Below are 26674 nucleotides of genomic sequence, written 5' to 3' on the forward strand. Positions count from 1 at the left end.
CAACGGAGCGCATCCGTCTACCCGCGCGTCCCTAAGAAGCGGTTAGCGATGGAACGCGCCCGCCTTTCCGGCCGCTGGATCAGCAACATACAGAAACATGATTGACTGCCTCGGCAACGGTTGCCATGGCAACCAAATGCCCTTCTACACCGAGTCGGATTTCGCGCCGGAGCGCTCGATCGGGTATCTGATCCGCCGCGCCGAACAGCTCGGCACGCAGGCGATGGATCCGGTGTTCGCCGCCGCCGACATCACCAAGACGCAATGGAGCGCGCTGGCGGCGCTCCGCTTCACCCAAGCGACGACCTGTGCCGAAATCGCCCGCGACCTTGGCCACGACAAGGGCGCGACGACGCGGCTGGTCGATACGCTGGAAGAGCGCGGCTGGATCGTGCGCACCCGCAACGACGAGGATCGCCGCGTCGTGCGCCTGACGCTGACGCCCGCGGGCGAAGCGATCGCCGCGGACGTGCGCAACACCGTCATCCGCCTGTGGAATGAATGGCTGGCCGATTGGCCGGACAGCGACGTCGACCAGGCGATCCATCTGCTCCAGCGGCTGCGCGACACGCTGCAACGCGCGGCCGACGAAAGGGCCAGTGCATGACCCCCTATCTCTTAAAGCCGAAATCCGCCCTGCTGCTCGCTTTGCTGGCGAGCGCGTGCGCGGTGCCGCACAGCCCGCCTGCGGTCGCACCGGTCGCGCCCGCGACGCTGGGGCTTGCCGCCGAAGCGTCGCCCGCCATCGCGGACGATTGGTGGACCGCGTTCGGCGATCCGCAGCTCGACCGCCTCGTCGCCGACGCGACGAAGGGCAATCCCAATCTCGACGCCGCGCTCGCCCGTGTCGCGCAGGCGCAGGCGATGCTGGCGGCGCGCGATGCGGAGCGCGGCCCCGACGTGACGTTCGACGGATCGGCACAGGTTGCGCGCCTGTCGGGCCGCTACACCATCCCGCCGCCCTATGCCGGATCGGTGCGCTTCCTCGGCAGTGCGCAGGCGAACCTCAATTGGAACCTCGACCTGTTCGGCCGCCAGAAGGCCGCGATCGAGGGCGCGCGCGCCTCCGCCCGTGCCGCCGCGCTCGATGTCGCGGCCGCCCGCCTCGCGATCGCGGGGTCGGTGGTGCAGACCTACATCGACCTCGCGCGCGCCGAAGCGCAGGCGACGCTCGCCCGCCGCACGATCGCGACGCGCGAACGGTCGGTACAGCTGGTCAACGTGCGCATCCGCAACCGGCTGGCGAGCAATCTGCAGGCGACCGCCGCGCAGACGCTGCTGTCGCAGGCGCGCGTCGCGCTGGCGGAGGCGGACGGCGCCCGCGCGCGCGCGGTCAACGCGCTGGCGGCGCTCGCCGGCCGCGGCCCCGATTATGCCGCCGCGATCCGCCCGGCGACGCTGCGCCTCGACACCGCCTTGCCGCTGCCTGCGCGCGTCCCCGCCGACCTGATCGCGCGCCGCCCGGACATCGCCGCCGCGCAGGCACGGATCGAGGCCGCCGCCGCCGGCCGCCAGGTCGCGCGCCGCGCTTTCTATCCCAACATCAACCTCGCCGCGCTCGCCGGCTTCCAGGCGGTCGGCCTTGGCAACCTCTTCAGCCTCGATGCCGGCACCGCGGGCGCGGGACCGGCGATCCATCTACCGATCTTCGACAACGGCCGGCTGAAGGCGGATCTGGCGGGCGCCACCGCAGGCGTCGATCTCGCCACCGCCGACTATAACCAGCGCGTCGTCGGCGCGGTGCGTGAGGCGGCGGATGCGATCGCCGGCATCACCGCGCTGGCGCAGGAACGCGCCCGCACCGCCGAGGTGGTACGCGGCTTTGCGGAGACCAACCGCCTCAATGCGGTGCGCGTCGCCAGCGGCCTCGATAGCCAGCTGTCGCTGATCGACACCGACGTCCGGCTGCTCGACGCCGAACGCGCCCAGACCAACCTTGCCGCCGATGCGGCCCGCCAGCGCGTGGCGCTGGTGCTGGCGCTCGGCGGTGGCTTTTCCTCCCAGGAACCCGCCCGATGACCGACGCGCCCGAATCAAAGACCGACACCGACGACGGCGCACAGCCCGCCGGCCCCGCGCCACAACAGGGCAAGCCCAAGGCACGCCGCACCGGCCTGCTGATCCTCGCCGCAGTGGTGGTGATCGCCGCGATCGTGTGGGCGGTGTTCCACTTCCTGCTCGCCAAGCCCGAGGAAGAGACCGACGACGCCTATGTCGCGGGTGACGTCGTCGCGATCACCGCGCGCGATCCGGGGCAGATCACCGCGATCCACGCCGACAATACGCAGACGGTGAAGGCCGGGCAGCCGCTGCTCGACCTCGATCCGGCGACCGCGGACGTCCAGCTGGCCTCTGCCGCGGCGGAGCTGGCGCGGGCGGTGCGTGCGACGCGCGCCGACTTCTCCAAGGTTTCCGAAAGCGGCGCGGCGATCGTGCAGGCACGCGCGCAGCTCAGCGCGGCGCAGGCCGATTACGCGCGCCGTCAGGGCGCCGCCGCGCAGGGCGCGATCTCGGGCGAGGAACTGGCGCATGCCGCCGATGCAGTGAAGGTGGCGCGCGCCAACCTTGCCCTCGCGCAGAGCCAGCAGGCGCAGGCGCGTTCGGCGGTGCAGGGCACCGACACGAGCACCAACCCCGCCGTGCTCGCCGCCATCGCCGCCTATCGCCGCGCCGCGATCACCCGCAGCCACATGCACATCGTCGCGCCGATCGACGGCGTCGTCGCGCAGCGCACCGTGCAGATCGGCCAGCAGGTCGCCGCGGGCACGCCGCTGATGGCGGTGGTGCCGCTCGGCAAGGTGTGGGTCGATGCGAACTTCCGCGAAACGCAGCTGAAGGACCTGCGCATCGGTCAGCCCGCCACCGTCACCGCCGACATGTATGGCGGCGACGTGGTGTTCCATGGCCGTGTCGTCGGCGTCGGCGCGGGATCGGGCAACGCCTTCGCGCTGCTGCCGCCGCAGAATGCCAGCGGCAACTGGATCAAGATCGTCCAGCGCGTACCGGTGCGCATCGCGCTCGAGCCCAAGGAACTGGCGCAAAACCCGCTGCGCATCGGCCTGTCGGTTAAGACGACCGTCGACACCGCCGACCAGTCCGGCGCCCGCCTGGGCCGGCCCGCGACGCAGGTCTATGGCGACAAGCCCACCGACGCACGCGACCCCGCGGTCGAGGCGCGCATCCGCCAGATCATCGCCGCGAATCGCTAAGTGAGCAAGCTGCCCTCACCCTTCGCCGGCTTGAGCGGCTCTTCCCTCTCCCGGTGGGAGAGGGAGGGAGGCGCGCAGCGCCGGAAGGGTGAGGGCCGGACAGGACGCGTCTAATGGCATCGCAACCCGCCCCCCTGACCGGCGGCAAGCTCGCGCTGGTCGCCTTCGCGCTGGCGCTCGGCACGTTCATGATGGTGCTCGACAGTACGATCGCGAACGTGTCGTTGCCGACGATCGCCGGCAACCTCGGCGTGTCGAGCGACAATTCGACCTGGGTGATCACCGCCTTCGCCGTGGCGAACGGCGTCGCGGTGCCGCTGACCGGCTGGCTGATGGGTCGGTTCGGCGTGGTGCGGACCTTCTGCACGGCGGTGGCGGCGTTCACCCTGTCGTCGTTCCTGTGCGGCATTGCCTGGGATCTGCCCTCGCTGATCGTGTTCCGTATCCTGCAGGGCGCGTGTTCGGGGCCGATGATGCCGGGCAGCCAGGCGCTGCTCATTTCGATCTTCCCGTCCGACAAGCGGTCCACGGCGCTCGGCGTCTGGTCGATGACGACGTTGGTCGGTCCGGTCATGGGCCCGATCCTGGGCGGCTATATCAGCGACAATTATCATTGGAGCTGGATCTTCCTGATCAACATCCCCTTCGGCATCTTCGTGACGCTGACGTGCTGGAACGGCCTGAAAAGCCGCGAGACGCCAACGCGGAAGCTGCCGATCGACACGGTCGGTTTGATGCTGCTGGTCGTCTGGGTGGGGTCGCTGCAGATCATGCTCGATCTCGGCAAGAACGCGGACTGGTTCAACGATCCGACGATCTGCGTGCTCGCGATCATCGCGGCGGTGGGCTTCATCGCGTGGATCATCTGGGAACTGACCGATGCCAATCCGGCGGTCGATCTGACGCTGTTCCTCAACCGCAACTTCGCGATCGGCACGCTCGCCTTCTGCCTTGGCTATGCGGTGTTCTTCGCCAACACCCTGATCCTGCCGCTGTGGCTGCAGACGCAGCTCGGCTACACGGCGACCTGGGCGGGCCTGATCGCCGCACCCAGCGGGGTGGTCGCGGTGATCATCTCACCGCTGGCCGCACGCCTGTCGGGCAAGATCGACGCGCGGTTGCTCGCGACGGTGGCGTTCCTCGCCTTCGCCACATCCTATTGGATGCGCTCCAACCTCGTGACCGGGGCCGCCGTCTTCGATTTCATGGCGCCGCTGCTGGTGCAGGGAGTGGCGATGAGCGTCTTCTTCCTCGCGATGGTGACGATCCTGCTCGACGGCATTCCGCCGCAGCGGATCCCGTCGGCGACCGGCATCTCCAACTTCGCGCGCATCGTCGCGGGGTCGTTCGCCGCATCGATCATCACCACCGCGTGGGACCGGCGCGAGGCGCTGCACCAGAGCCGGCTTGCCGAGGCGATCGGGCAGGGCATGCCGTATCAGATGGCCAGCGAGCAGTTGCAGAAACTGGGCGCGACATCGACGCAGGCCGCCGCGGCGATCACCCGCCAGATGGTGGGACAGGCGTATCTGCTCGCGTCGACAGACCTGTTCCGCGTATCGGCATGGCTGTGCGCGGCGATGGTCGTGATCGTCTGGTTCACGCGTCGGCCACGGGGCGGCGGCGGGCACGTCGCGGCGGACTGACCTCGCGCAATGTTGCGGGCCCGTTGCGGGGTCGTATCCAAAGCTTGAACATAGGTCCGGCGCGGTTGACCGCCCCGGCACCGGTGCCTAACTTTCGATCATGACCGCCCCCACCATCCTCCTGGTCGAGGACGATCCCGCCCTTCGCACCCTGACTACCCGCGCGTTGCAGGAAAACGGCTATCTCGTGCGGCCCGCCTCCGCTGCGCCCGAAATGTGGCTGGCGCTGGAGGCAGGACCCGTCGACCTGATCCTGCTCGACATCATGCTGCCCGGCACCAGCGGCATCGACCTGTGCCGCACGCTGCGCCAGAAGAGCGAAGTCCCGATCATCTTCATCAGCGCCAAGGGCAGCGAAACCGACCGCGTCGTCGGGCTGGAACTGGGCGCGGACGATTATATCGCCAAGCCGTTCGGCACGCGCGAGCTGATCGCCCGCATCCGTGCGGTGCTGCGCCGCGGCTCGCTGGAGCGCAATCCCGGCGAGCGCGAAGAGGGCGTGCTGACCTTCGACGGCTGGCAGGTCACGCTGCCGCGCCGCGAGCTGACCTCGCCCACCGGTGCGGTCGTCGACCTGACCGGTGCGGAATTCGACCTGCTCGTCAGCCTCGCCGAACATGCCGGCCGCGTCATCGCCCGCGAACGGCTGATCGAACTGTCGCGCACGCGGCTGGGCGACAGCTCCGACCGCAGCATCGACGTGCTGATCAGCCGCCTGCGCCGCAAGCTGTCGAGCGCGGGCAAGGACGCCCCGATCATCACCGTGCGCGGCGTGGGCTATATGCTGAACACCGAGGTGACGCGGCGTTGAGGCGCGCGTGACGCTTCCCCACACGCTTCGTCACCCCGGACTTGTTCCGGGGTCCACTGATCCGCACGGGAATGGCCAGAGCCTCCTGCCGTCCCCCTCGCCGCAGAGTGGACCCCGGAACAAGTCCGGGGTGACGGCGGGAGCAGGGCGCCGGCCCGCCCTCCCCATCGCATGAAACGTTTCGTCCAGCCCTCGATCGGTCTGATCGGCCAGATCGTCGCGATCCTGCTGCTCACCATGGTGATCGAGTTCGGGATCAGCACGCTCCTGTACGAACGCGCGAGCCAGTTTTCGGTGCGCGACGACGAGGCGCGGCGCCTCGCCGAACATCTCGTCATCGCGCGCCGTCTCGTCGCCGAACAGCCGCCGGGGCGCCGGGGCGACATGGCGAACGACCTCACCACCGAACGCTATGCCCTGCACTGGCAGCGCGACCTGCCGCCGCCCCCGCCGATCGCGCCCGCGCTCGACAGCATGCGGCACCAGGTGGTCGACTGGGAGCCGACGCTCGCCACCGCCGATCTGCGTCTGAAGCTGACGTCGCCGGGGCGCAGCTCCGTCGTCACCGGCGGCCTGAAGCTGCCCGATGGCAGCTGGCTATACTTCCGCACGCTGGAGCCGCTCCAGAACCTCAACCTCGCCGCCGAACGCATCCTGCTCGCGTTGATCCCGGCGCTGGCGCTGATGGTGATCGGCGGGCTGCTGATCCGCCGCATGCTGCGCCCGATGCGCCAGCTCGCCTTTGCCGCCGATACGTTCGGCGATGCCGAGCACGACCCCATCCCCGAAACCGGCCCGCGCGAGGTGCGCCACGTCGTCGCCGCGTTCAACCGCATGGCCGCGCGCATCCAGCGCCTGATCGCCGACCGGACGCAGGCGCTCGCGGCCGTCGGCCACGACCTGCGCACGCCGCTCGCCCGCCTGAAGCTGCGCGCCGAGGGCGTCGACGATGCGCCGGTGCGCGAGGCGATCGAGCGCGATATCGGCGAGATGGAGGCGATGGTGACGTCGCTGCTCGCCTTCCTGGGCGGCGACAGCGACCCCGAAACGCCGGTGCTGGTCGACGTCGCGGTGCTGTGCGCGACGTTGATCGACGATGTCGAGGATCGCGACCTCCCAGGCATCTACGACGGCCCAGCGCATTGCGAGGTGACGGTGCGCCCGACGGCGCTGAAGCGCGCGCTCGGCAACCTCGTCGAAAACGCGCTCCATTATGCCGGCAACGTGGCGATCCGCCTGTCGAGCGCGCCGGGGCGCGTGTGCATCGCGGTGGAGGACGACGGCGCGGGGATTCCCGAAGACCAATTGCGCCGCGTGCTGGAGCCCTTCGTCCGGCTCGATTCGGCGCGGCCGCGCGACACCGTCGGCTTCGGCCTGGGCCTGCCGATCGTCGCCCGCATCGTCGAGACGGAGGGCGGCACGCTGACGCTGTCGAACCGCCCGGAAGGGGGCCTGCGGGCGGCGATCGAACTGCCGGCGTAACGCCATTCCTCCCCCGCCAGGGGGAGGGGGACCGTTCGGCGTCAGCCGAATGGTGGAGGGGGAGGACGGCGGCACGGATCATGACGAGGAGCGTCGCTTACCTCCCCCTCCGTCACCGCTGCGCGGCGCCACCTCCCCCTGGCGGGGGAGGAATCATGGGCAACCCGACCGAACGCCGCTTCCGCTCTGCGTTTCCGCGTCTTTTTGTCCGGCAACATTTTAACACGAACCTGCGGCATCGCAGCAAAACGTACCCGGTAGATACCCTGTTCAATGCGGCTCATGCCGCCCGTGACAGGAGTATCCACTCGTGAACGAACTGATCGGTCGCGTCGTAAGCTTCGAGAAAAAGGTCTTTCAGGACCAGCAGGCACTCTATTCGACGCTCGCGCATCATGGCCAGTTTCCCAAGGCGCTGATGATCTCCTGCGCCGATTCGCGCATCGTGCCGGAGCATATCATGCAGGCGCAGCCGGGCGATCTGTTCGTCTGCCGCAACGCCGGCAACATCGTTCCCCCCTTCTCGGCGCACACCGGCGGCGTGTCGGCGACGGTGGAATATGCCGTGTCGGTCCTCGGCGTGCGCGACGTCATCGTCTGCGGCCATTCGGACTGCGGCGCGATGAAGGGCCTGTCGGGCGATCCCGCCGCGCTCGCCGCGGTGCCGACGGTCGCCAACTGGCTGAAGCACGGCGCCGCCGCGCGCCAGGTCGTCGACCAGAGCTATCCCGAACTGACCGACGGCGAACGCGTCCGCGCGCTCAGCCTCGAAAACATCGTCTCGCAGTTGCAGCACCTGCGCACGCATCCGTCGGTCGCCGCCGCGGTGGCGCAGGGCAATATCACGCTGCACGGCTGGTTCGTCGACATTCACGAGGGCGTCGTCCTCGGCCTCGACGGCGAATCGGGTCGTTTCGTGCCGATCCGCGAAGGCGAGCCCTTCCCCGTCGCGCAGGCCGCCGCACCGCGGCAGGCGTCCGACGTCCCCTTCCTCCAAGCCGCGGAGTAAGTCCCCATGCTGGGCGCCCTGAACCTTCCCAAGATGTCGATCGTCGGCCGTGATCTCACCGCCTCGATCGTCGTCTTCCTCGTCGCGATGCCGCTGTGCATGGGCATCGCCGTGGCGTCCGGCGTTCCTCCGGAAAAAGGCCTGATCACCGGCATCATCGGCGGCATCGTCGTCGGTGCGCTGGCAGGTTCGCCGCTACAGGTCAGCGGTCCCGCCGCGGGCCTCGCCGTCGTCGTGTTCGAACTGGTGCGCGATCACGGCATGTCCGCGCTCGGGCCGATCCTGATCCTTGCCGGCATCATCCAGTTCGTCGCCGGCGTCGCGAAGCTCGGCGGCTGGTTCCGCGCGATCAGTCCCGCGGTCGTCCACGGCATGCTCGCCGGGATCGGCGTGCTGATCGTCGTCGGCCAGTTCCACGTGCTGTTCGACGCGAAGCCGCTGCCCAGCGGTCTGCAGAACCTGTCGGCGATGCCCGGCCGCCTGCTCGGCCTGTCGCCCGACAATATCGCCGCGGCAGAGCTTGCCTTCGGCATCGGCGTGCTGACCATCACCGCGATGATCGGCTGGGAGAAGTTCCGCCCCGCCTCGCTGAAGCTGGTCCCCGGCGCGCTGGTCGGCGTGCTGACCGGCACCTTCGTCGCCATGGCGTTCGGCCTCGATGTCGCACGCGTCAACGTGCCCGAATCGATCGCGGGTGCGGTCGCGCTGCCCGATGCCGGCATCCTCGCCCGCTTTGCGGACCCGTCAATCATCGCCGCCGCGCTTGCCATCGCCTTCATCGCCAGCGCCGAAACCCTGCTGTCGGCCGCTGCGGTCGATCGCATGCACGACGGCGTGCGCACCAACTACAACAAGGAACTGCGCGCGCAGGGCGTCGGCAATCTGCTGTGCGGCATTGCCGGCGCGCTGCCGATGACCGGCGTCATCGTCCGCTCGTCCGCCAACGTGCAGGCCGGCGCCACCACGCGCCTGTCGACCATGTTCCACGGCATGTGGATCCTGGGCTTCGTCGCGCTGCTGCCGTTCGTGTTGCGCGAGATCCCGATGGCGGCGCTGGGTGCGATTCTGGTTGTCACCGGCTGGCGGCTCGTATCGCTCCACCATGCCCGCCACCTGTTCTCGCATTACGGCGTGCTGCCGGCGTTCATCTGGGCAGCGACGCTCGTCACCGTGGTGGCGGCGGACCTGTTGACCGGCGTGCTGGTCGGCATCGGCCTGTCAATGCTGGAGCTGGTGCCGCACGCGCGCGGCCTGAAGCTGAAGGTGTCGGAAGGCGCGGAAGGCGCCCAGCATGCGATCAACCTGTCGGGCGCCGCGACCTTCGTGTCGCTGCCCAAGCTGTCCGACACGCTGGAGCGTGCGCCGGCCGGCACGCCCGTCCGCCTCGACGTCAGCGGCCTTCGCACCGTCGACCATACCTGTTCGGAACTGATCAAGGACTGGTTCCAGCGTCGCCGGGCCGCTGGCGATAGCGTCGAATTGCTCGGCGGGCGTGGCAAGACTGCCGCACTCGCACACTGATCGACCGGGGGATCGCGGCGATCCCGCGATTCACCATTGTCGAACGGAAAATGCTGCGATAGCGAAGGAACCGTCCGGGAAAGATTGGCGCCCCTCTTTCGAGTGAGCGCGCCGGCGGCCTGGACGCAGGAGGGACCCCAACGACACGGAAAGGGGTTCCATGAAGTATCTCAGCCTGGCCGCAGCATCGCTCGCGGCGTTCGTCGCCCTCCCTGCCGCCGCGCAGGAGACCGCCCCCCCCAAGGACGTCACCGTCACCGGCTCGGTCGCGCTCGTCTCCGACTATCGCCTGCGCGGCGTGTCGCAGACCGACAAGGAAATGGCGGTCCAGGGCGGCCTCACCATCACGCACAAAAGCGGCCTGTACGTCGGCACCTGGGCGTCCAACCTGTCCGGCTGGGGCACGTTCGGCGGCTCGAACATGGAGCTCGACCTGATCGGCGGCTACAAGGTGCCGATCAGCGGCGGCGCGCTCGACGTCGGCCTGACGTGGTACATGTATCCGGGCGGCGCGTCGAAGACCGACTTCGCCGAACCCTATGTGAAGCTGTCGGGCACCGCCGGCCCCGTCTCGATGCTGGCGGGCGTCGCCTATGCGCCCAAGCAGCAGGCGCTGGGTAAGTGGTACAACAACGCCGCGGCCTATGCGACCGGCGTTCCGAACAACCCCGGCAAGGGCAACGACAATCTGTACCTGTGGGGCGATTTCAGCGCCGCCATCCCGCAGACGCCGCTGACCGCCAAGGCGCATATCGGCCATTCGGACGGCAATTCGGGCCTCGGCCCCAACGGCACGTCGGCGGCGCCGACGGGGCATTACTGGGACTGGCTGCTCGGCGCCGACTACGCGATCAAGGGCACGCCGCTGACGCTCAGCGCTTATTATGTCGACACCGACATCAGCAAGGCGAAGGCCGCCTATCTGCAGCCGAACTTCGCCTCGACCAAGGACGGCAGCACGATCGCGGGCAGCCAGGTAGTGTTCTCGATCAGCGCGGCGTTCTGATTGGATGAGGGGAGGTACGGCGAGCGTGCCGTATCCTCCCCCTCCGACCGCCTGCGGCGGCCACCTCCCCCTGGCGGGGGAGGACCGGCCACTATTCCTCCCCCGCCAGGGGGAGGTGGCACCGCGCAGCGGTGACGGAGGGGGAGGATACGGCGGGGCTGCGTTACATCCCCTGCGATGGAACCACCCGCCCGCCCCGGCGCTAACGCCACCATGCACGACGCGCTGATCTTCACCCCCGACGACGTCGACCTCTCCCGCTCGCCGCTGCGCCGCGGGATCGCCGAGCCGACCTATGTCCTCGGCGCTTTCAACCCCGGCTTCACGCGGCTGCCCAACGGTAATCTGCTGCTGATGGTGCGCATCGCCGAAGCGCTGGCCGAACCCGTGCGTGACGGCCAGGTCCATGCGATCCGCTGGACGCCGGCCGGCTACGTGCTCGACGACTGGCCGTTAACCGACGTCGACTTGACCGATCCCCGCCAGTTCGAGCTGAAGGGCCGCCGCCACCGCATCCTCGCGCTGACGTCGCTGTCTTGGCTGCTCCCGGTGGAACTGGACCCCAGCGGCGAGCACATCGTCGCCGTCCATTACGACGCCGCAATCGAACCCGCCGCAACCTATCAGGATTATGGCGTCGAGGATGCGCGGATCACGCGCGTCGGCGACACATGGTACATGACGACCTGTTCGGTCGGTGCCGAGCGGCATTGCACCACCCTCCACACCTCGCGCGACGGGCTGCATTACCGGCTGGAGGGGATCGTGCTCGACCACCAGAACAAGGACATGATCCTGTTCGAAGGTCTGGTTGCCGACAGATTCATGGCGCTCACCCGGCCGCTGGGTGAGGTCTATTTCGCCTATCCACCCGACAGCCCCTGGGTCGGCGGCCCGTCGATCAACTTCGCGGCATCGCCCGATGCGCTGCACTGGAAGCCGCTCGACGCCCCCGGCCTGCGCGCGCGCAAGGGTTCGACGTCCGCCATGAAGATCGGCGGCGGCACGCAGCCGATCCTGACCCCGAACGGCTGGATGATGATCTACCACGGCGTCGAGGCGCGCGAGAGCGTCGGCATCTACCGCAGCTTCTGGGCGCTGCTCGACCGCGACGATCCCTCGCGCATCCTGCGCGTCGAGGACGAGGTGCCGCTGCTGGAGGCGAACCCCGCGCTCACCGCACATATCGCACACCAGATGTATCTGCCGACGCCCGTCGTCTTCTCGACCGGCCTCGTGACGGACGGCGACGATTACCTCATCGCCAGCGGCGAAGCCGACCTCGCCTGCCGCATTACGCGCCTGCCGAAGAGCCGTTTCGTGTGACTTGGCTCACGCGAAGACGCGAAGGCGCCAAGAGGGCGATGTAGGCCGCGCGCCAGCGCCCCATCTCACGCCATGGCAGGAGCGATGCGCTGCAACGCGCGGAAGCTCTTCGCGTCTTCACGTGAACCAAAATGTCCAAAAGGAACCCCCTCGCCCCTCCTCCGTTCGAGCGCGCAAGCAGGGGGACGCGCGATGACGTGGTGGAAGACGGGCAGCATCTACCAGATCTATCCGCGCTCGTTTCAGGACAGCGACGGCGACGGCGTCGGTGACCTCAAGGGCATCGAAGCGCGGCTCGACCACCTCGTCGCGCTCGGTGTCGATGCGATCTGGATATCGCCGATCTTCGTCTCGCCGATGCACGACTTCGGCTATGACGTTGCCGATTATTGCGACATCGATCCGCGCTTCGGGACGCTCGCCGATTTCGACGCACTGCTCGCCGCCGCGCACGCCCGCGGCCTCAAACTGCTGCTCGATTTCGTCCCCAACCACAGCTCGACCGACCACCCCTGGTTCCGCGAAAGCCGGTCGTCGCGCGACAACCCCAAGCGCGACTGGTACATCTGGCGCGACCCCGCGCCGGATGGCGGCCCGCCCAACAACTGGATCAGCGATTTCGGCGGCTCCGCATGGGAGTATGACGCCGCCACCGGCCAATATTATTACCACGCGTTTCTGAAGGAACAGGCCGACCTCAACTGGCGCAACCCTGACGTGCGGGCGGCGATGATGGACGTGCTGCGCTTCTGGTTCGATCGCGGCGTCGACGGCTTCCGCATCGATGTGCTGTGGCACATGGTGAAGCACGCCGACTTCCCCGACAATCCGGCGAACCCCGCCTATCGCCCGGAGATGGGCGAGATGCACGCCGTGCTCCAGTCGAACTCCACCGACCAGCCCGAAGTCCATGACATCGCCGCCGAAATGCGCCGCATCGCCGACGGCTATCCGGGCGGTCGCGTGCTGATCGGCGAAATCTACCTGCCGATCGAAAAGCTGATGCACTATTACGGCATCGATACACCCGAAGTGCACCTGCCCTTCAACTTCCAGCTGATCGAGGCGCCGTGGGACGCGCGCAGCCTCGCCACTATGATCGCCGACTATGAAGCGGCGCTGCCATCCGGCGGCTGGCCGAACTGGGTGCTCGGCAACCACGACCGGCCCCGGATCGCGACACGCGTCGGCGGGCCCCAGGCGCGCGTCGCCGCGATGCTGCTGCTGACGCTGCGCGGTACGCCGACGATCTATTATGGCGACGAACTCGGCCTGACCGACGTCGCCATTCCGCCCGATCGGGTGCAGGACCCGCGCGAACTGCGCGAACCGGGTTGGGGGCTGGGCCGCGACCCGGTGCGCACGCCGATGCCGTGGAACGCCAGTGACCACGCGGGCTTTTCCAGCGTGGAGCCATGGCTGCCGCTCGGCCCCGACTGGCCGACGCGCAACGTCGCGGCGCAGGCGCAGGACGCCGGATCGATGCTCGCGCTGTACCGCGACCTGCTGTCGCTCCGCCGCAAGCATGACGCGCTGGCGGAAGGCGACTTCCGGTTGCTCGAGACGACCGGTCCGGTCCTCGCCTACGAACGCTGGCGGGGGGACGAGCGGATCGTCGTGGCGCTGAACCTGAGTGGGGAGGACCAGCCGTTCGCGCTGCCGGCGGGGGAGGTGGTGCTACGCACGCTGCCGGGGGGCGTGCGAACCGATACGCTCCGTGGCAATGAAGGCGTTGTGATACTCGTCCGCTAACCTCACCCACTTCGTCACCCCGGACTCGTTCCGGGGTCCACTCTGCGGCGAGGGGGATGGTCGGAGCCTCTTGCCGTCCCCTTGCGGCTCGGTGGACCCCGGAACGAGTCCGGGGTGACGAGCGACATGAGGCAGCCTCGGGCCACATCCGGTTACGAGCGACTTAGGGGCACCGCCCGGAACAACTCCGCCACGCCGGAGTATCACCACCGGGCCTTATCGTTACGCCCCCGTACCCCCATGCATTCCTCCGTCTCAGGCGACCGCCACCCATGAAAATCGCGATGCTCGCCCCGATCTCCTGGCGCACCCCGCCCCGCCATTATGGCCCGTGGGAATTGGTCACCAGCCTGCTCACCGAGGCGCTGGTCGCACGCGGCATCGACGTCACGCTGTTCGCGACGCAGGACAGCCTGACCGCCGGCACCCTCGCCGGCGTCGTCCCCGCGCCCTATTCCGAAGACCCGTCGATCGACGCAAAGGTTTGGGAATACCGCCACCTCGCCCATGTCTTCGAACGCGCGGGCGAATTCGACCTGATCCACAACCAGGCCGATTTCCCCGCCCATGCCTTCGCCAACCTCGTGACGACGCCGATGGTCACGACGATCCACGGTTTTTCGTCCGATCGCATCCTGCCGATGTACAAGCCGTATGAGGATCGGGTGCATTATGTCGCGATCAGCGATGCCGACCGATCGCCGCAGCTCACATACGCCGAGACGATCCACCACGGGATCGTCCTCGACGACTTCCCCTTCGATCCGGACGGCAGCGACGCCCTGTTGTTCTTCGGCCGCATGCATCCAGACAAGGGCGCGGCCGAAGCCATCGCGGTGGCACAGGCAACGGGTCGCGCACTCGCCATGTACGGCATCGTGCAGGATCAGGGCTATTACGAGCGCGCCGTCGTGCCGCACCTCGGGGGCACCATCACCCATCCCGGCGCGGTCGGCGGCACGGAGCGCACCCGCGCGCTGGGCCATGCCGCAGCGCTGCTCCACCTCATCAACTTCGACGAACCCTTCGGCCTGTCGGTGGTCGAGGCGATGGCGTGCGGCACGCCCGTCATCGCGATCAACCGCGGGTCGATGCCCGAGCTGATCGAGGACGGCGTCACCGGCTTCCTGGTAAACAGCGTCGACGAGGCGATCGCCGCCGTCGCGCGCCTGCCCCAGATCGACCGCGCCGCCTGCCGCCGCGCGGTGGCGGAGCGCTTCTCGGTCGAACGCATGGCAGACCGCTATATCCAGCTCTACCGCCGCATCCTCGACCAGTGAGCGAAGTGGCTGACCTGCCGCGGTTTCCGGGTTTATAGGCAGGCCATGTTCGCCCGTCTCCGCCGCTTCCTGTCAGAGGAACATTGGGACTTCCTGCCCCATGAGATTCCGGCGATTCCCGGTTCGCCGGGGTCGGTCGAACATCAGCTGCGCCATCGCATCGCCTATGGCGTCATCGCGGTGCTGCTCGGCCTGACCGGCGGGTTCGGCAATGCGCTGATTTCCGCGAACACCTACACCCTGCAAGGCGCGCTCGGCCTCGATCCCGCCGAGATCGCGTGGCTGCCGACGGTCTATGTGATGACCAACGTCAGCATCAACCTGCTGCTGATCAAGTTCCGCGCGCAGTTCGGCCTCAGGCCCTTCGCGATGATCTTCCTCAGCCTCTATGTCGTCTTCACGCTCGGCCATCTGTTCGTACGCGAATTCGACACCGCGATCCTGGTGCGCGCGGCGAGCGGCATGGCGGGCGCCGCCGTCTCCAGCCTGTGCCTCTATTACATGATGCAGGCGCTGCCGCTGCGCTGGCGACTGAAGGCGGTCGTCGTCGGCATCGGCATTCCGCAATGCGCGACGCCGCTCGCGCGGCTGTTCTCGCCCGATCTGCTCGCCATGTCGCAATGGCGCACTTTGTACCTGTTCGAACTCGGCCTCGCGCTGCTGAGCCTCGCCGCGGTCGCCTTCCTCCGCCTGCCGCCCACGACGCGATCCAAGGCGTTCGAGCCGCTCGACTTCCTCACCTTCATCCTGTTCGCGGGCGCGATGGCGCTGTTCGCGGCGGTGTTGGGCGAAGGCCGCATCGTCTGGTGGACCAATGCCGCGTGGATCGGCTGGGCGCTGATCGCCGCCATCCCGATGCTGGGCGCGGCGCTGGTCATCGAACATCACCGCGTCAATCCGCTGCTCAACACGCGGTGGCTGGGCAGCGCCGACATCGTTCGCTTCACGATCGTCACGATCATGGCGCGCATCGTGCTCTCCGAACAGACCTATGCCGCGGTCGGCCTGCTGACGTTGCTCGGCCAGAACAACGATCAGCTGATCCCCTTCTTCACGATCATCTTCCTCGCCTCGGCGGCCGGCGTGGTGCTGAGCGCGGTGACGCTCGACGTGACGCGCCTGACGCATCCGATCATGCTCGCGATCGGGCTGGTCGCCATCGCCGCCTTCATCGACAGCCATGCCACCAGCCTCACCCGCGCACCGCAGCTGTACGTCACACAGGCGATGATCGCGTTCGGCGCGACCTATTTCCTGGGGCCGGCGCTCTTGTTCGGCATGACGCGGGCGCTGCAGGCCGGATCGGGCCATATCATCAGCTTCGTCGCACTGTTCGGTATGATCAACTCGATCGGCGGCCTCGCCGGCACGGCGCTGCTCGGCAGCTATCAGGTGATCCGCGAAAAGGCGAACAGCGCCGCGCTGGTCCAGGGCATCGACCCCACCGACCCGATCGTCGCACAGCGCCTGCAGGCAGGCGGCGCGGCGGTGTCGCGCGTGGTGGGCGACCCCGCGCTGCGCAGTGCGGAAGGCGGCGCGATCCTGTCGCAGACGACCACGCGCGAGGCCAACGTGCTCGCCTATGACGACGTCTTCCGCCTGATCGCGGTGCTCGCCGCGCTCACCTTCTGTTACCTTGCTTTCCTGTTGATCCGCCGCGCGTACCGAGCCCGCCGCGCCGCACTTGTCGAGGCCGCCTGATGACCGACATCCGCAACCCTGTGGATTCCACCCCCGCGACCGAAGAGGCGCAGGCCGAAGCGGTTACGCCGCCCAGCGCGCCCTCCGGCTCCGGCTGGCGCCCCCAGCCCCCCAGCCGCACCGCGATGATCGTCATCGCGATTCTGGCGATCGGCGGCGTGCTCGCGGTGCTCGCGGCGTGGCGCCTGCCGCCCTTCGCCACCAGCAACCAGTCGACCGACAATGCCTATGTCCGCGGGCGCACGACGGTGATCGCGCCGCAGGTGTCGGGCTATGTCACCAAGGTCTATGTCCGCGACTTCGCCGACGTCACCGCGGGCCAGCCGCTCGTCCAGATCGACGACCGCATCTACCGCCAGCGTGTCGATCAGGCGACCGCGCAGGTCGACGCGCAGAACGCCACGCTCGCCAACGCGCAGCAGACCGAACGCAGCCGCACCGCCAGCCTCGCCGCGCAGACCGCCGCGGTCGCCAATGCCGAGGCGCAACTGATGCGCGCGCAGGCAGACATGAACCGCGTCAACGATCTCGTCACCGACGGCTCCGTCTCGCAGCGCGAACGCGACCAGACGCTCGCCGCGCTGCGCCAGGCGCAGGCCGCGGTGCAACAGGCGCGCGCCGCGCGCGAGATCGCGCAGCAGGATATCCGCACCGTCCAGGTCGGCCGCGGCGGCCAGCGTGCCGGCGTGTCGGGGGCGGAAGCCGCCCGCCGCCTCGCCCAGATCGACCTCGCCAACACCGTCATCCGCGCGCCGGAGGCGGGCCGCCTGTCCGAAGTCGGCGTCCGCGTCGGCCAGTACGTCACCGCCGGCTCACAGCTGATGTTCCTGGTGCCGCCCGAAACCTGGGTCATCGCCAATTTCAAGGAAGCGCAGACCGCGCGCATGGCGGTGGGCCAGCCCGCGACCTTCACCGTCGACGGCCTCGGCGGCGCGAAGCTCACCGGCCGCGTCGAGCGCATCTCGCCCGCCGCCGGATCCGAATTCGCGGTGCTGAAGGCCGACAATGCGACGGGCAACTTCACCAAGGTGCCGCAACGCATCGCCGTCCGCATCCGCATCGATCCCGGCCAGCAACTGATCCAGCGCCTGCGCCCCGGCATGTCGGTGCAGGCGAGCGTCGACACCACCACCGGCCCGACGGTGAAGTGATGCGGACGATAAAGATTCACGCGAAGACGCAAAGACGCGAAGAGGGCGTGCCCGCGGCGAAGCCGCCCTCCATCGCTCACATCCGAGAGGAAGGATCGGCCGATACGTCGAGCGCACCCCCTCCGCGTCTCCGCGTCTCCGCGCGAATCAAATCAGCCAACCCCGCGCGACCACTAAGCAAAGTTCACGCGGAGACGCGGAGACGCGGAGATGATGCATTCGGGGCGGGTGACCATCCTGACATCACGCCAGACGATGAAAGCGGCTCCGCCGCAACAAGCGAAACCTCTTCGCGTCTTCGCGTCTTCGCGCGCACCCTCACCACCCTCGCCGCAACCACCACGCTTGCCGCGTGCATCGGCCCGCGCCCGCCAGCCCCCGCCGCCAGTGCCGTCGCCCCGCCCCCGGCCTGGCGCACCACGCTCGGCCAGGGCCAACCCATTCGGGCCGACTGGTGGAACGCGTTCGGCGACCCCGTCCTCACCGATCTCGTCGCGCGCGCGCTGGCCAATAACGTCGACCTCGCGCTCGCCGCGTCGCGCATCGACGAAGCGCGCGCCGCCGCGCGCCTCGCCGCCGCGCAACGCACGCCGACACTCGGCGGCAGCCTGCCGTCGACCACCGGCCAGACGGTCAGCCCGTTCGGCACGCCCAGCGACGCCCTCGGCGCACAGCCGCTGATCACCGCCAGCTACGATCTCGACCTGTTCGGCCGCCTCCGTGCAGCAAGCCGCGCCGCCCAGGCGCAATTGCTCGCCAGCGAAGGCGCGCGCGACACCGTCCGCCTCGCCATCGCCAGCGGCGTCGCCAGCAATTACATCGCCCTCCGCGCACTCGACCAGCGGCTCGCGGTCGCGCAACAGACGCTCACTGCGCGCACCGAAGCGCTCCGCATCGCGCGCCGCCGCGCGGAAGCTGGCTATACCTCCAACCTCGAACTGCATCAGGCGGAGGCGGAATATCGCGCCACGCAGCAGCTCGTCCCCGCCGCGCAGCTCGCGATCAGCCGGCAGGAGAATGCGCTGTCGCTGCTGCTCGGCGAGAACCCCGGCGCGATCCCCCGCGGCGCCCCGCTCGACCGGCTGACGCCGCCGCCGATCCCCGACGGCCTGCCCGCCGACCTGTTGCGCCGCCGCCCGGACCTGTTCCAGGCCGAACAGACATTGGTCGCCGCCGACCGCAGCCTCGACAGCGCCCGCGCGGCGATGCTGCCCAATATCGCGCTCACCGGCAGCGCGGGCGTCGTCCTGTCGACCAAGCTCGCCGATCCGATCGGCGTCTTCTCGATCGGCGCAAGCATCCTGTCGCCGATCTTCGACGGTGGCCGCCTGCGCGCGCAGAGCGATGCCGCGACCGCGCGCCGCGACCAGGCCGCCTCCGCCTATCGCCGCACCGCGCTCGTCGCGTTCCAGGAGGTCGACAACGCCCTCGCCGGCGTCCAGCGCTCGGGCGAACAGGCGACCGCGCTCGGCTTGCAGGTGGATGCGCTCGCCGCCGCGCTACGCAACGCCACCAACCGCTATCGCGCCGGCTATACGTCGTACATCGATCAGCTGGATGCGCAGCGCGGCCTGCTCACCGCCGAACTGGCACTGGTGCAGGCGCGCGCCGATCGCCTGACCGCCTATGCGCAGCTGTACCAGGCGATGGGGGGCGGCTGGTCGCGCGAGGCGATCGAGGCGACGCAGCGCTGACGGTCGGATCGCCTGCCGCCATCACGCGTTGGGGCAGCGTTCCTAACCAACAATCCTTCCGTTTCGATGAGTTACAGGCCGCTTATGCCCCACAACGACCCGCAGATCGCCGGAGCGACCAGCGTCGGCAGCTGGGACTGGGACGTGGTGGCCGACCGGATCACCGCCGACCCCGCCTTCGCCCGCCTGTACGGCGTCGATCCCGACGACGCGGCCCGCGGCACGGCGATCGAACGCTTCTTCGGCGGCATCCACCCGGACGATCTGCCCCGCGTCCAGGCCGAGATCGCCGAGGCGCTGGCGAGCGGTGCGCCCTTCGAAAGCGACTATCGCCTCACCCAGCCCGACGGCCGCGCCCGCTGGGTCGCCGCGCGCGGACAGGCGCAGCTCGACGATGTGGGCCGCGCGATCCGCTTTCCCGGCATCAGCTTCGACATCGACGCGCGCAAGAGCGCCGAACTCCGCCTGCAGGCGCTGGTCGAGCTCAACGACCGGCTGCGCACGGCGGGCGATCCCGACGACCTCGCCTTTGCCGCGGTCGAAATCCTCGGTCGCCTGTTCGACGTCAGCCGCTGCGGCTACGGCACGATCGACGCGGAGGCCGAAACGATCGTCGCGACGCGCCCCTGGTGCGCGCCCGGCATCCAGCCCTTGCCCGGTCTGCTGCACTTTCGCGATTATGGTTCGTATATCGAGGACCTGAAGCGCGGCGAGACGGTCGCGATCGGCAACGTCTACGACGACCCGCGCACGCGTGACACGGCCGAGGGGCTGAAGGGCCTGGCCGCTGTGTCCTTCGTCAACATGCCGATCACCGAACGGGGCGATTTCGTCGCGCTTCTCTACCTCAACAACGCCGTGCCCCGGCCCTGGCTGCCCGACGAGATCGCCTTCATCCGCGACGTCGCCGAACGCACCCGCGACGCGACCGAACGCCGCCGCGTCGAACAGGAATTGGGCGCGCTCACCGCCTCCCTCGAACAGCAGGTCGAGGAGCGCACGCACGCGCTGATGGTCGCCGAGGCGCATCTGCGGCAGGCGCAAAAGATGGAGGCGGTCGGCCAGCTCACCGGCGGTCTGGCGCACGATTTCAACAACATGCTCACCGGCATCTCTGGCGCGATCGAGATGATGCAGGTGCGCGTCGCGCAGGGGCGCATCGGCGACCTCGATCGCTACGCCACCGCTGCGCTCGGTGCGACGCGGCGTGCGGCAGCGCTGACCCACCGGCTGCTCGCCTTTTCGCGCCGTCAGACGCTCGATCCCAAGCCGACCGACGTCAACCGGCTGATCGCCGATCTCAGCGACCTCATCCAGCGCACCGTCGGCCCCGGCGTCACGCTGGAGGTGGTCGGCGCGGCGGGCATATGGCCCGCGATGGTCGATCCCAACCAGCTCGAAAACGCGATCCTGAACCTTTGCATCAACGCACGCGACGCGATGCCGGAGGGCGGCCGGATCACGATCGAAACCGCCAACCGCTGGCTCGACCAGCGCTCCGCGCGCGAACGCGACCTCGAACCCGGGCAATATCTGTCCGTGTGCGTCACCGACACCGGCACCGGCATGACGCCCGAGGTGCAGGCGCGCGCCTTCGACCCCTTTTACACCACCAAGCCGATGGGCGAGGGCACGGGCCTTGGCCTCTCGATGATCTACGGCTTCGCGCGCCAGTCGGGCGGGCAGGTGCGCATCTATTCGGAGGTTGGGCAGGGCACGACGATGTGCATCTATCTGCCCCGCCATTACGGCGATGCGAGCGACGACGACGGCGCGGTCGCGCTCGATACCGCCGCCGCGCCGGTCGAGGGGCGGCACAGCGTCATGGTCGTCGACGACGAACCGACGATCCGCATGCTGGTGGTCGAGATCCTCGAAGAGATGGGCCATGTCGTGCTGGAGGCGGGCGATGGACCCTCCGCGCTGCGCCTGCTCGGCACCGGCGCGCATGTCGACCTGCTCATCACCGACGTCGGCCTGCCCGGCCAGATGAACGGCCGCCAGGTCGCCGACGCCGCGATCGAGATGCTGCCGCATCTCAAAGTGCTGTTCATCACCGGCTATGCGGAAAATGCCGTCATCGGCAACGGCCCGCTCGGCCCCAATATGGCGCTGATGACCAAGCCCTTCGCAATGGACATCATCGCGGATCGGATACGGACGATTCTGGCGGGGTAGGCCATACACCTCCAACCGTTCGCCCTGAGCCTGTCGAAGGGCGGGTGGCCGCAAACGTCACGCTGGTGGATAGCAGCCCTTCGACGGGCTCAGGGCGAACGGCGGGGGATCACCCCGCTCCCGCGTCCACCAACGCCAACACCCGCTTCGCCTCGGCGAGGTGCAGCCGCTCCACCATCGCGCCGTCCAGCGGGATTGCCCCCTTCCCCACCGCCTCGGGTGCCGCGAACGCCGCGACCACGCGCTCCGCCCAGGCCACCGCCTCTGCCGAGGGCGCGAACGCCGCATTGGCTGCCTCGACCTGGACCGGATGGATCAGCGTCTTGCCGTCGAACCCCAGCATCGCGCCCTGCTCGCACTCCGCTGCAAAGCCTGCCGTGTCACGGAAGGCATTGTAGACGCCATCCAGCACCACCAGCCCCGCCGCGCGGCTTGCGATCACCAGCTGCACCAGCGCGGGCACCAGCGGAGTGCGCCCGCCATCGACCCGGCAGCGCATTTCCTTGGCCAGATCGTTGGTGCCTGCGATCAGCAGCTCGGTCCGCGTCGCCGCCGCCGCGCCGACGATCTCAGGCAAGCGCAGCACCGCCCCGCACGTCTCGATCATCGCCCAGATCGGCGGGCCGTCCGCGCCCAGCGCCGCGCGCACCGCCGCAAGATCCGCCGCCGACCCGACCTTGGGCACCACCACCGCGGCCACGCCCGGCGCCGCCGCCAGCGCCGCCGCATCGTCCGCGCCCCATGGGGTATCGAGCGCGTTCATCCGTACCGCGCAGGCACGTCCGCCGAACCCTTCCGCCGCAACGGCCAGCGCCGCCGCGCGCGCGACGTCCTTCGCCTCCGGCGCCACCGCATCCTCCAGGTCGAGGATCACCGCATCGCACGCCAGATCGCGCGCCTTCGCCATCGCGCGCGGATTGGAAGCCGGCATGAACAATACGCTGCGCCGCCGCATCGCGCGGCCTGTGGGATCGTCGGTCATGCGGAGACCCTACCGCACGCACGCCGTCTGTAGAACCGTTGCGAAAACCGTTCGTGCTGAGCCTGTCGAAGCACGGGGTTCCACGAGGGGCAGCTCGCCATGAGACACCCGCCCTTCGACAGGCTCAGGGCGAACGGGGATAATGGCAAGCACACCACCCCTTACGCGCTTACCAGTCGTGCGAGATCGATCAACACCCGCGGCATCGCCGCGCCCGGCGGCGTCGCGATATAGCGCGACACCCAGTCCGGCCCGTATTTCGCCTTGAACGCACGCAACCCCGCAAAGCCGTACAAGCGCTCGCCATTGGCGAACAGGGCATGGCCCAGCTGCGCCCATACCGGCGCCAGCCGCCCGCTCGGCATGCCGGACAGCGGCGCCATGCCCAGGTTGAACCGTTCATAGCCCTGCCCGCGCGCCCATTCGATCAGGCGCACCATCATCATCTCCATCGTGCCATAGGGCGCATCGGGATGGTGGCGCATCAGGTCGCACGATGCCTCCTCGCCGTCACCCGATACCCAGATGTTCGCGAAGGCGACGATCCGCCCCTCCACCCGCACCAGCGCCACCGGAAAACGCGCGAGGTACGCCGGGTCGAACGCGCCCAGGCTGAACCGTTTCTCGCGCCCCGCCTTCGCCGCCAGCCACGCATCGGACACGGCGCGCATGTCCTCGATCAACGCCGGCACCGCACGCGCCGGTTCGACCGAGAAGACCGCCCCCGCCGCCTCGGTGCGCCGCACCGCATGACGCAGCGATTTCGCGCGCGGCCCCGCGATCGTGAAGCGATCCAGCGCCACATGCGCCTCCTCGCCATATTTGATCGCATGCAGCCCCAGCTCGACGAACAAGGGCAGCATCCGCTCGCTCGCCTGGTAGAAGCACAGCCGCCCCGCGCGCGCATCGCACGCCCGCCGGATGCTCCAGACGAGCTCGCTCCACGCCGCGACCGGCCCGACGGGATCGCCCATCACCACCCAGCTGCGCCCGCGCACGCGGTACATCAGGAATGCGTCGCCCGCCGCCGATACGATGAAGCTCTTGTCGCCGGTATAGGCCAGCGCCGCATCGGTGCGCGGACTGTCCGCGCGCGCCGCCGCGATCGCGTCTTCGGGGATGACGCTTTCGGGCAGGCTCTTCGTCCGGCTGCCGGTGAGCAATTGGTACACCGACGCCGCGGTCAGCAGCACGCCTGCCGCAAAGCTCGCGCGGAGGAACCGCGGCGCATTGCCGTTCAGCGCGAAATGCCACCACAGATCGTCGCTATAGGGCGTGCGCTTGTACGCGAAGAACCCCGCCCAGACGCTCAGCGCCAGCGCCGCCGCAGCAGCGACCAGCCACGGCCAGTGCGGCCGATCGGTCAGGATGCCGCCTTCGCGATAGAAGCTCGCCCTACAATATTGCAGCACGCCCGCGACGATCAGCTGCAGCGCCGCCTCCTCGTAATCGAGGCCCTTCATCAGCGAAAACAGCGCGCCGCCGATCAACAGCAGTCGCGCCGCCGCAAAGCCCGACCGCAGCCGCGCATTGAGCGCGGGCGCGACCAGCAGCATCGCCGTACCGATCAGGCTGCCCGCCATGTGCGAGCCCTCGATGAACGGCAGCGGCAGCATGTCGTCGAGGTCGGACAATCGGTCCTTCACCCCCGGCAGCGCCCCCGACACGAGCAGGATGAAGCCCGCGACGAACACCAAGGCGGTGACGGCGGTCGGCGCCAGCAACTGCCCGGCGCGATCGACATACGACAGGCCGCGTCGGATCGGATGGCGCAGCCGCCACCCCTCCGCCGCCGCAATGCCGATCGCCGCGACCATCAGCGGCAACAGATAATAGATCAGCCGATACAGCAGCAGCGCGGCGAACAGCGCCGGCCGGTCGCCCGGCACCGTCGCCAGCACCATGGTCTCGAACACGCCGAGGCCCCCCGGCACGTGCAGCACCAGCGCCACCACCACCGCCACCGCATAAGCGACGACGAAGGCGGGATAGGCGTGCGCCGCCGCCCCCGGCACCAGCACGAACAGCGCCGCCGATGCCGCGCTGAGGTCGGCGAGCGACAGCAGCGCCAGCGCGCCCATCTGCCTGAGGCTCGGCAGCGCCACGCCCAGCCGCTCCGGCCCCAGCATCGCGACGCCGCGCGCGCGCAGCACCGGCAGGATCGCGAGCAGCGCCAGCAGGCCGCCGCCCAGCGCCCGCGCCCAGGCGGGATCGAGCGTCACGGGCCCCAGCGTCACGCCCTGTCCCACGACCAGCCCGAACCCCGCCGCCCCCGCGACGCCCGCCCAAAAGGCGATCGCGCAGATCGCCGCCACCTGCGCCACCTCGCCGAAGGTCAGGCCGGCGGCACTGTACAGCCGCAACCGCGCCGACCCGCCGGTCAGCAGCGACAGCCCCAGATTGTGGCTCAGCGTGTAACTGGTGAACGACCCCGCCGCCGCGATTGGCCACGGCAGCGGCTTGCCCACCGCGCGCAGCGCGACCCAGTCGAGGCCGGTCAGCATCAGATAGCTCGTCACCGTCAGCGCCAGGCTCGCGGCGATCCGCGTATCGGGCACCGCCGCCAGCGACGCGCGCACGTCGCGCAGATGCACCTCGCGCAGCACCAGGTGCAGCGCCTCGAACCCGATGGCGGCGACCAGCAGCACCGCGGCGATCACCAGCTCGCGCCGATGTCGCGCGACGAAGGCGCCGCCCGCATCCAGCCACCGGTCGAGCCGGGACGCGCCGCCAGACGCGCCGCGCGGCGCGTGCGCGGGTGTGCTCACCGAAACGCCCCGGGCACGTCCTGCCGGATCGCGGTCAGCACATGCGCGAACAGGCCCTTGCGATCATTGTCCAGGAAATGCCCGCCGGGCATCGCGATGATCGTCGCATGCGGCAGGTGGACGTCGGGACAGGCGCTGTCCTGCTCGTCGCGGCCGTAGATGCAGGTCACCGGCAGCCAGTCCAGCCGGTCGAGCGACGCCGCGCCGATATGGTCGGGCATGCCGCGATAGCCGAGGCCCGAGGGGTCGGCGCGGAAGAACACGCTCTCGCCCGGCACCACCAGCACCGCGCCCGCGATGCGGCTGCGCAGCGCCGGCGGCAGTGCCGCCAGCCCGGTTTCCAGGATGTCCGCGCCATAGGATTGCCCGATCACCACGATCCGCGACGCCCCGCTGCGCGCGAGCGCGGTCCGTACCGCATCGGCCACGATCCGGTCCACCTCGCCGCGCGTGCGGTGAAAGCGGAACAGTGTCGGCGATTTCAGCGCGACGACGGTCACGCCGTTCGCCGCCAGCGTGCGGGTCGTGGTGGGATTGGGGCCGAAGCGCAGCCCCATATCGCCCGACAGATACAGCGCAGCGACGGGCCGCGCCGTGCCTTCCGCGGGCAGCAACACGACCGGATCGCGATCGAAGAACCCCGCCAGCGCCGCCACGCCCGCCATCACCGCCACCACGCCGAGCGCGATCCCGCCCACCCAGGCAAGATGATGCCGTATCGATCGCGACGCAAACCAACCCATCCTATCGACATGCCCGCACCGGCCTGTCCCCCCCATGGCAACCAGATGAAGTTTTCGTCATTTTGGAGAGCGCGGGCGGGCGGCCCGATGCGCGGGTTTCGTCGGTAGGCGGGCGGAAGGTGGCAAGCGGCAAGCGGCAAGCGGCAAGCGGCGTGCGACGGGCAACGGGCAGCGGGCAGCGGGCAGCGGGCAGCGGGCAGCGGGCAGCGGGCAGCGGGCAGCGGGCAGCGGGCAGCGGGCAGCGGGCAGCGGGCAGTAGTGTCAAAAGCACCCCTGGCCCCACAACCCCCGTCATTCCCGCGAAGGCGGGAATCCATAACCTCCGAACCACAGCGATAGACCCGAAAGGCCAGCCAGTCTGGATTCCCGCCTACGCGGGAATGACGAAGAAGAGTGCGACCAGCACACCGCCATC

19 protein-coding genes are annotated in these 26674 nt (G+C 69.2%); 16 read left to right on the plus strand and 3 right to left on the minus strand.

All coding sequences use genetic code 11. From position 1 onward, the window contains the following. Window positions 1-136: 136 nt before the first annotated feature. From SPHME3_RS0102570 to SPHME3_RS0102645, 16 genes are all read left to right on the plus strand, one after another. Window positions 137-607, plus strand: coding sequence for a MarR family winged helix-turn-helix transcriptional regulator (locus SPHME3_RS0102570; protein WP_017977415.1), 471 nt, complete (start codon window positions 137-139; stop codon window positions 605-607). Next, window positions 604-2019, plus strand: coding sequence for an efflux transporter outer membrane subunit (locus SPHME3_RS0102575; RefSeq protein ID WP_018250539.1), 1416 nt, complete (start codon window positions 604-606; stop codon window positions 2017-2019). Before SPHME3_RS0102570 ends, SPHME3_RS0102575 begins: the two co-directional genes overlap by 4 nt. Then, entirely contained in the window at window positions 2016-3209 is a 1194-nt protein-coding gene (locus SPHME3_RS0102580) for an efflux RND transporter periplasmic adaptor subunit (RefSeq protein ID WP_017977413.1), read from the plus strand. The genes SPHME3_RS0102575 and SPHME3_RS0102580 overlap by 4 nt, the downstream gene beginning before the upstream one ends. Before the next feature lie 113 nt (window positions 3210-3322). After that, window positions 3323-4855 (plus strand): DHA2 family efflux MFS transporter permease subunit, encoded by a 1533-nt coding sequence (locus SPHME3_RS0102585; protein WP_017977412.1) that lies wholly within the window; start codon window positions 3323-3325, stop codon window positions 4853-4855. A gap of 100 nt (window positions 4856-4955) precedes the next feature. Next, window positions 4956-5666: a response regulator gene (locus SPHME3_RS0102590; protein WP_017977411.1), complete on the plus strand. Its 711-nt coding sequence runs from the start codon at window positions 4956-4958 to the stop codon at window positions 5664-5666. 171 nt (window positions 5667-5837) lie between these two features. Next, the gene (locus SPHME3_RS0102595; protein ID WP_017977410.1) at window positions 5838-7148 is read left to right on the plus strand and encodes an ATP-binding protein; all 1311 of its coding nucleotides are present in this window, start codon (window positions 5838-5840) and stop codon (window positions 7146-7148) included. A gap of 310 nt (window positions 7149-7458) precedes the next feature. Continuing rightward, a complete protein-coding gene (locus SPHME3_RS0102600) occupies window positions 7459-8157 on the plus strand; it encodes a carbonic anhydrase (protein ID WP_017977409.1) in 699 nt (232 codons plus the stop codon). Window positions 8158-8163: 6 nt separating this feature from the next. Continuing rightward, window positions 8164-9678, plus strand: a complete 1515-nt coding sequence (locus SPHME3_RS0102605) for a SulP family inorganic anion transporter (protein WP_017977408.1) — start codon at window positions 8164-8166, stop codon at window positions 9676-9678. A 160-nt stretch (window positions 9679-9838) separates the two neighbouring features. After that, a complete protein-coding gene (locus tag SPHME3_RS0102610; RefSeq protein ID WP_017977407.1) occupies window positions 9839-10684 on the plus strand; it encodes a TorF family putative porin in 846 nt (281 codons plus the stop codon). A 213-nt stretch (window positions 10685-10897) separates the two neighbouring features. Then, the gene (locus tag SPHME3_RS0102615) at window positions 10898-12010 is read left to right on the plus strand and encodes a glycoside hydrolase family 130 protein (RefSeq protein ID WP_017977406.1); all 1113 of its coding nucleotides are present in this window, start codon (window positions 10898-10900) and stop codon (window positions 12008-12010) included. Between the two features lie 192 nt (window positions 12011-12202). Continuing rightward, window positions 12203-13762 carry an alpha-amylase family glycosyl hydrolase gene (locus tag SPHME3_RS0102620; RefSeq protein ID WP_017977405.1) on the plus strand — a complete coding sequence of 520 codons (1560 nt, stop codon included), beginning with the start codon at window positions 12203-12205 and terminating at the stop codon, window positions 13760-13762. A gap of 272 nt (window positions 13763-14034) precedes the next feature. Next, complete coding sequence (locus tag SPHME3_RS0102625; protein ID WP_017977404.1) at window positions 14035-15042, plus strand: glycosyltransferase family 4 protein; 1008 nt, start codon at window positions 14035-14037, stop codon at window positions 15040-15042. A 45-nt stretch (window positions 15043-15087) separates the two neighbouring features. After that, window positions 15088-16743 (plus strand): efflux MFS transporter permease, encoded by a 1656-nt coding sequence (locus tag SPHME3_RS0102630; RefSeq protein WP_017977403.1) that lies wholly within the window; start codon window positions 15088-15090, stop codon window positions 16741-16743. Then, window positions 16743-17894, plus strand: a complete 1152-nt coding sequence (locus tag SPHME3_RS0102635; RefSeq protein WP_017977402.1) for an HlyD family secretion protein — start codon at window positions 16743-16745, stop codon at window positions 17892-17894. The genes SPHME3_RS0102630 and SPHME3_RS0102635 overlap by 1 nt, the downstream gene beginning before the upstream one ends. Beyond that, window positions 17894-19588 (plus strand): efflux transporter outer membrane subunit, encoded by a 1695-nt coding sequence (locus SPHME3_RS0102640; RefSeq protein WP_018250540.1) that lies wholly within the window; start codon window positions 17894-17896, stop codon window positions 19586-19588. Before SPHME3_RS0102635 ends, SPHME3_RS0102640 begins: the two co-directional genes overlap by 1 nt. A gap of 84 nt (window positions 19589-19672) precedes the next feature. Continuing rightward, window positions 19673-21766 carry an ATP-binding protein gene (locus tag SPHME3_RS0102645; protein WP_017977400.1) on the plus strand — a complete coding sequence of 698 codons (2094 nt, stop codon included), beginning with the start codon at window positions 19673-19675 and terminating at the stop codon, window positions 21764-21766. Window positions 21767-21875: 109 nt separating this feature from the next. On the opposite strand, the gene SPHME3_RS0102650 is transcribed toward SPHME3_RS0102645, so the two are convergent. From SPHME3_RS0102650 to SPHME3_RS0102660, 3 genes are all read right to left on the minus strand, one after another. Beyond that, a complete protein-coding gene (locus tag SPHME3_RS0102650) occupies window positions 21876-22748 on the minus strand; it encodes an HpcH/HpaI aldolase/citrate lyase family protein (protein ID WP_017977399.1) in 873 nt (290 codons plus the stop codon). A 161-nt stretch (window positions 22749-22909) separates the two neighbouring features. After that, entirely contained in the window at window positions 22910-25516 is a 2607-nt protein-coding gene (gene mprF, locus SPHME3_RS0102655; protein WP_017977398.1) for a bifunctional lysylphosphatidylglycerol flippase/synthetase MprF, read from the minus strand. Further along, entirely contained in the window at window positions 25513-26259 is a 747-nt protein-coding gene (locus SPHME3_RS0102660; RefSeq protein ID WP_017977397.1) for an AcvB/VirJ family lysyl-phosphatidylglycerol hydrolase, read from the minus strand. Before SPHME3_RS0102660 ends, mprF begins: the two co-directional genes overlap by 4 nt. Between the last annotated feature and the right edge of the window lie 415 nt (window positions 26260-26674).

The sequence above is a fragment of the Sphingomonas melonis DAPP-PG 224 genome (genome assembly GCF_000379045.1).
GTDB classification, from domain to species: domain Bacteria; phylum Pseudomonadota; class Alphaproteobacteria; order Sphingomonadales; family Sphingomonadaceae; genus Sphingomonas; species Sphingomonas aquatilis.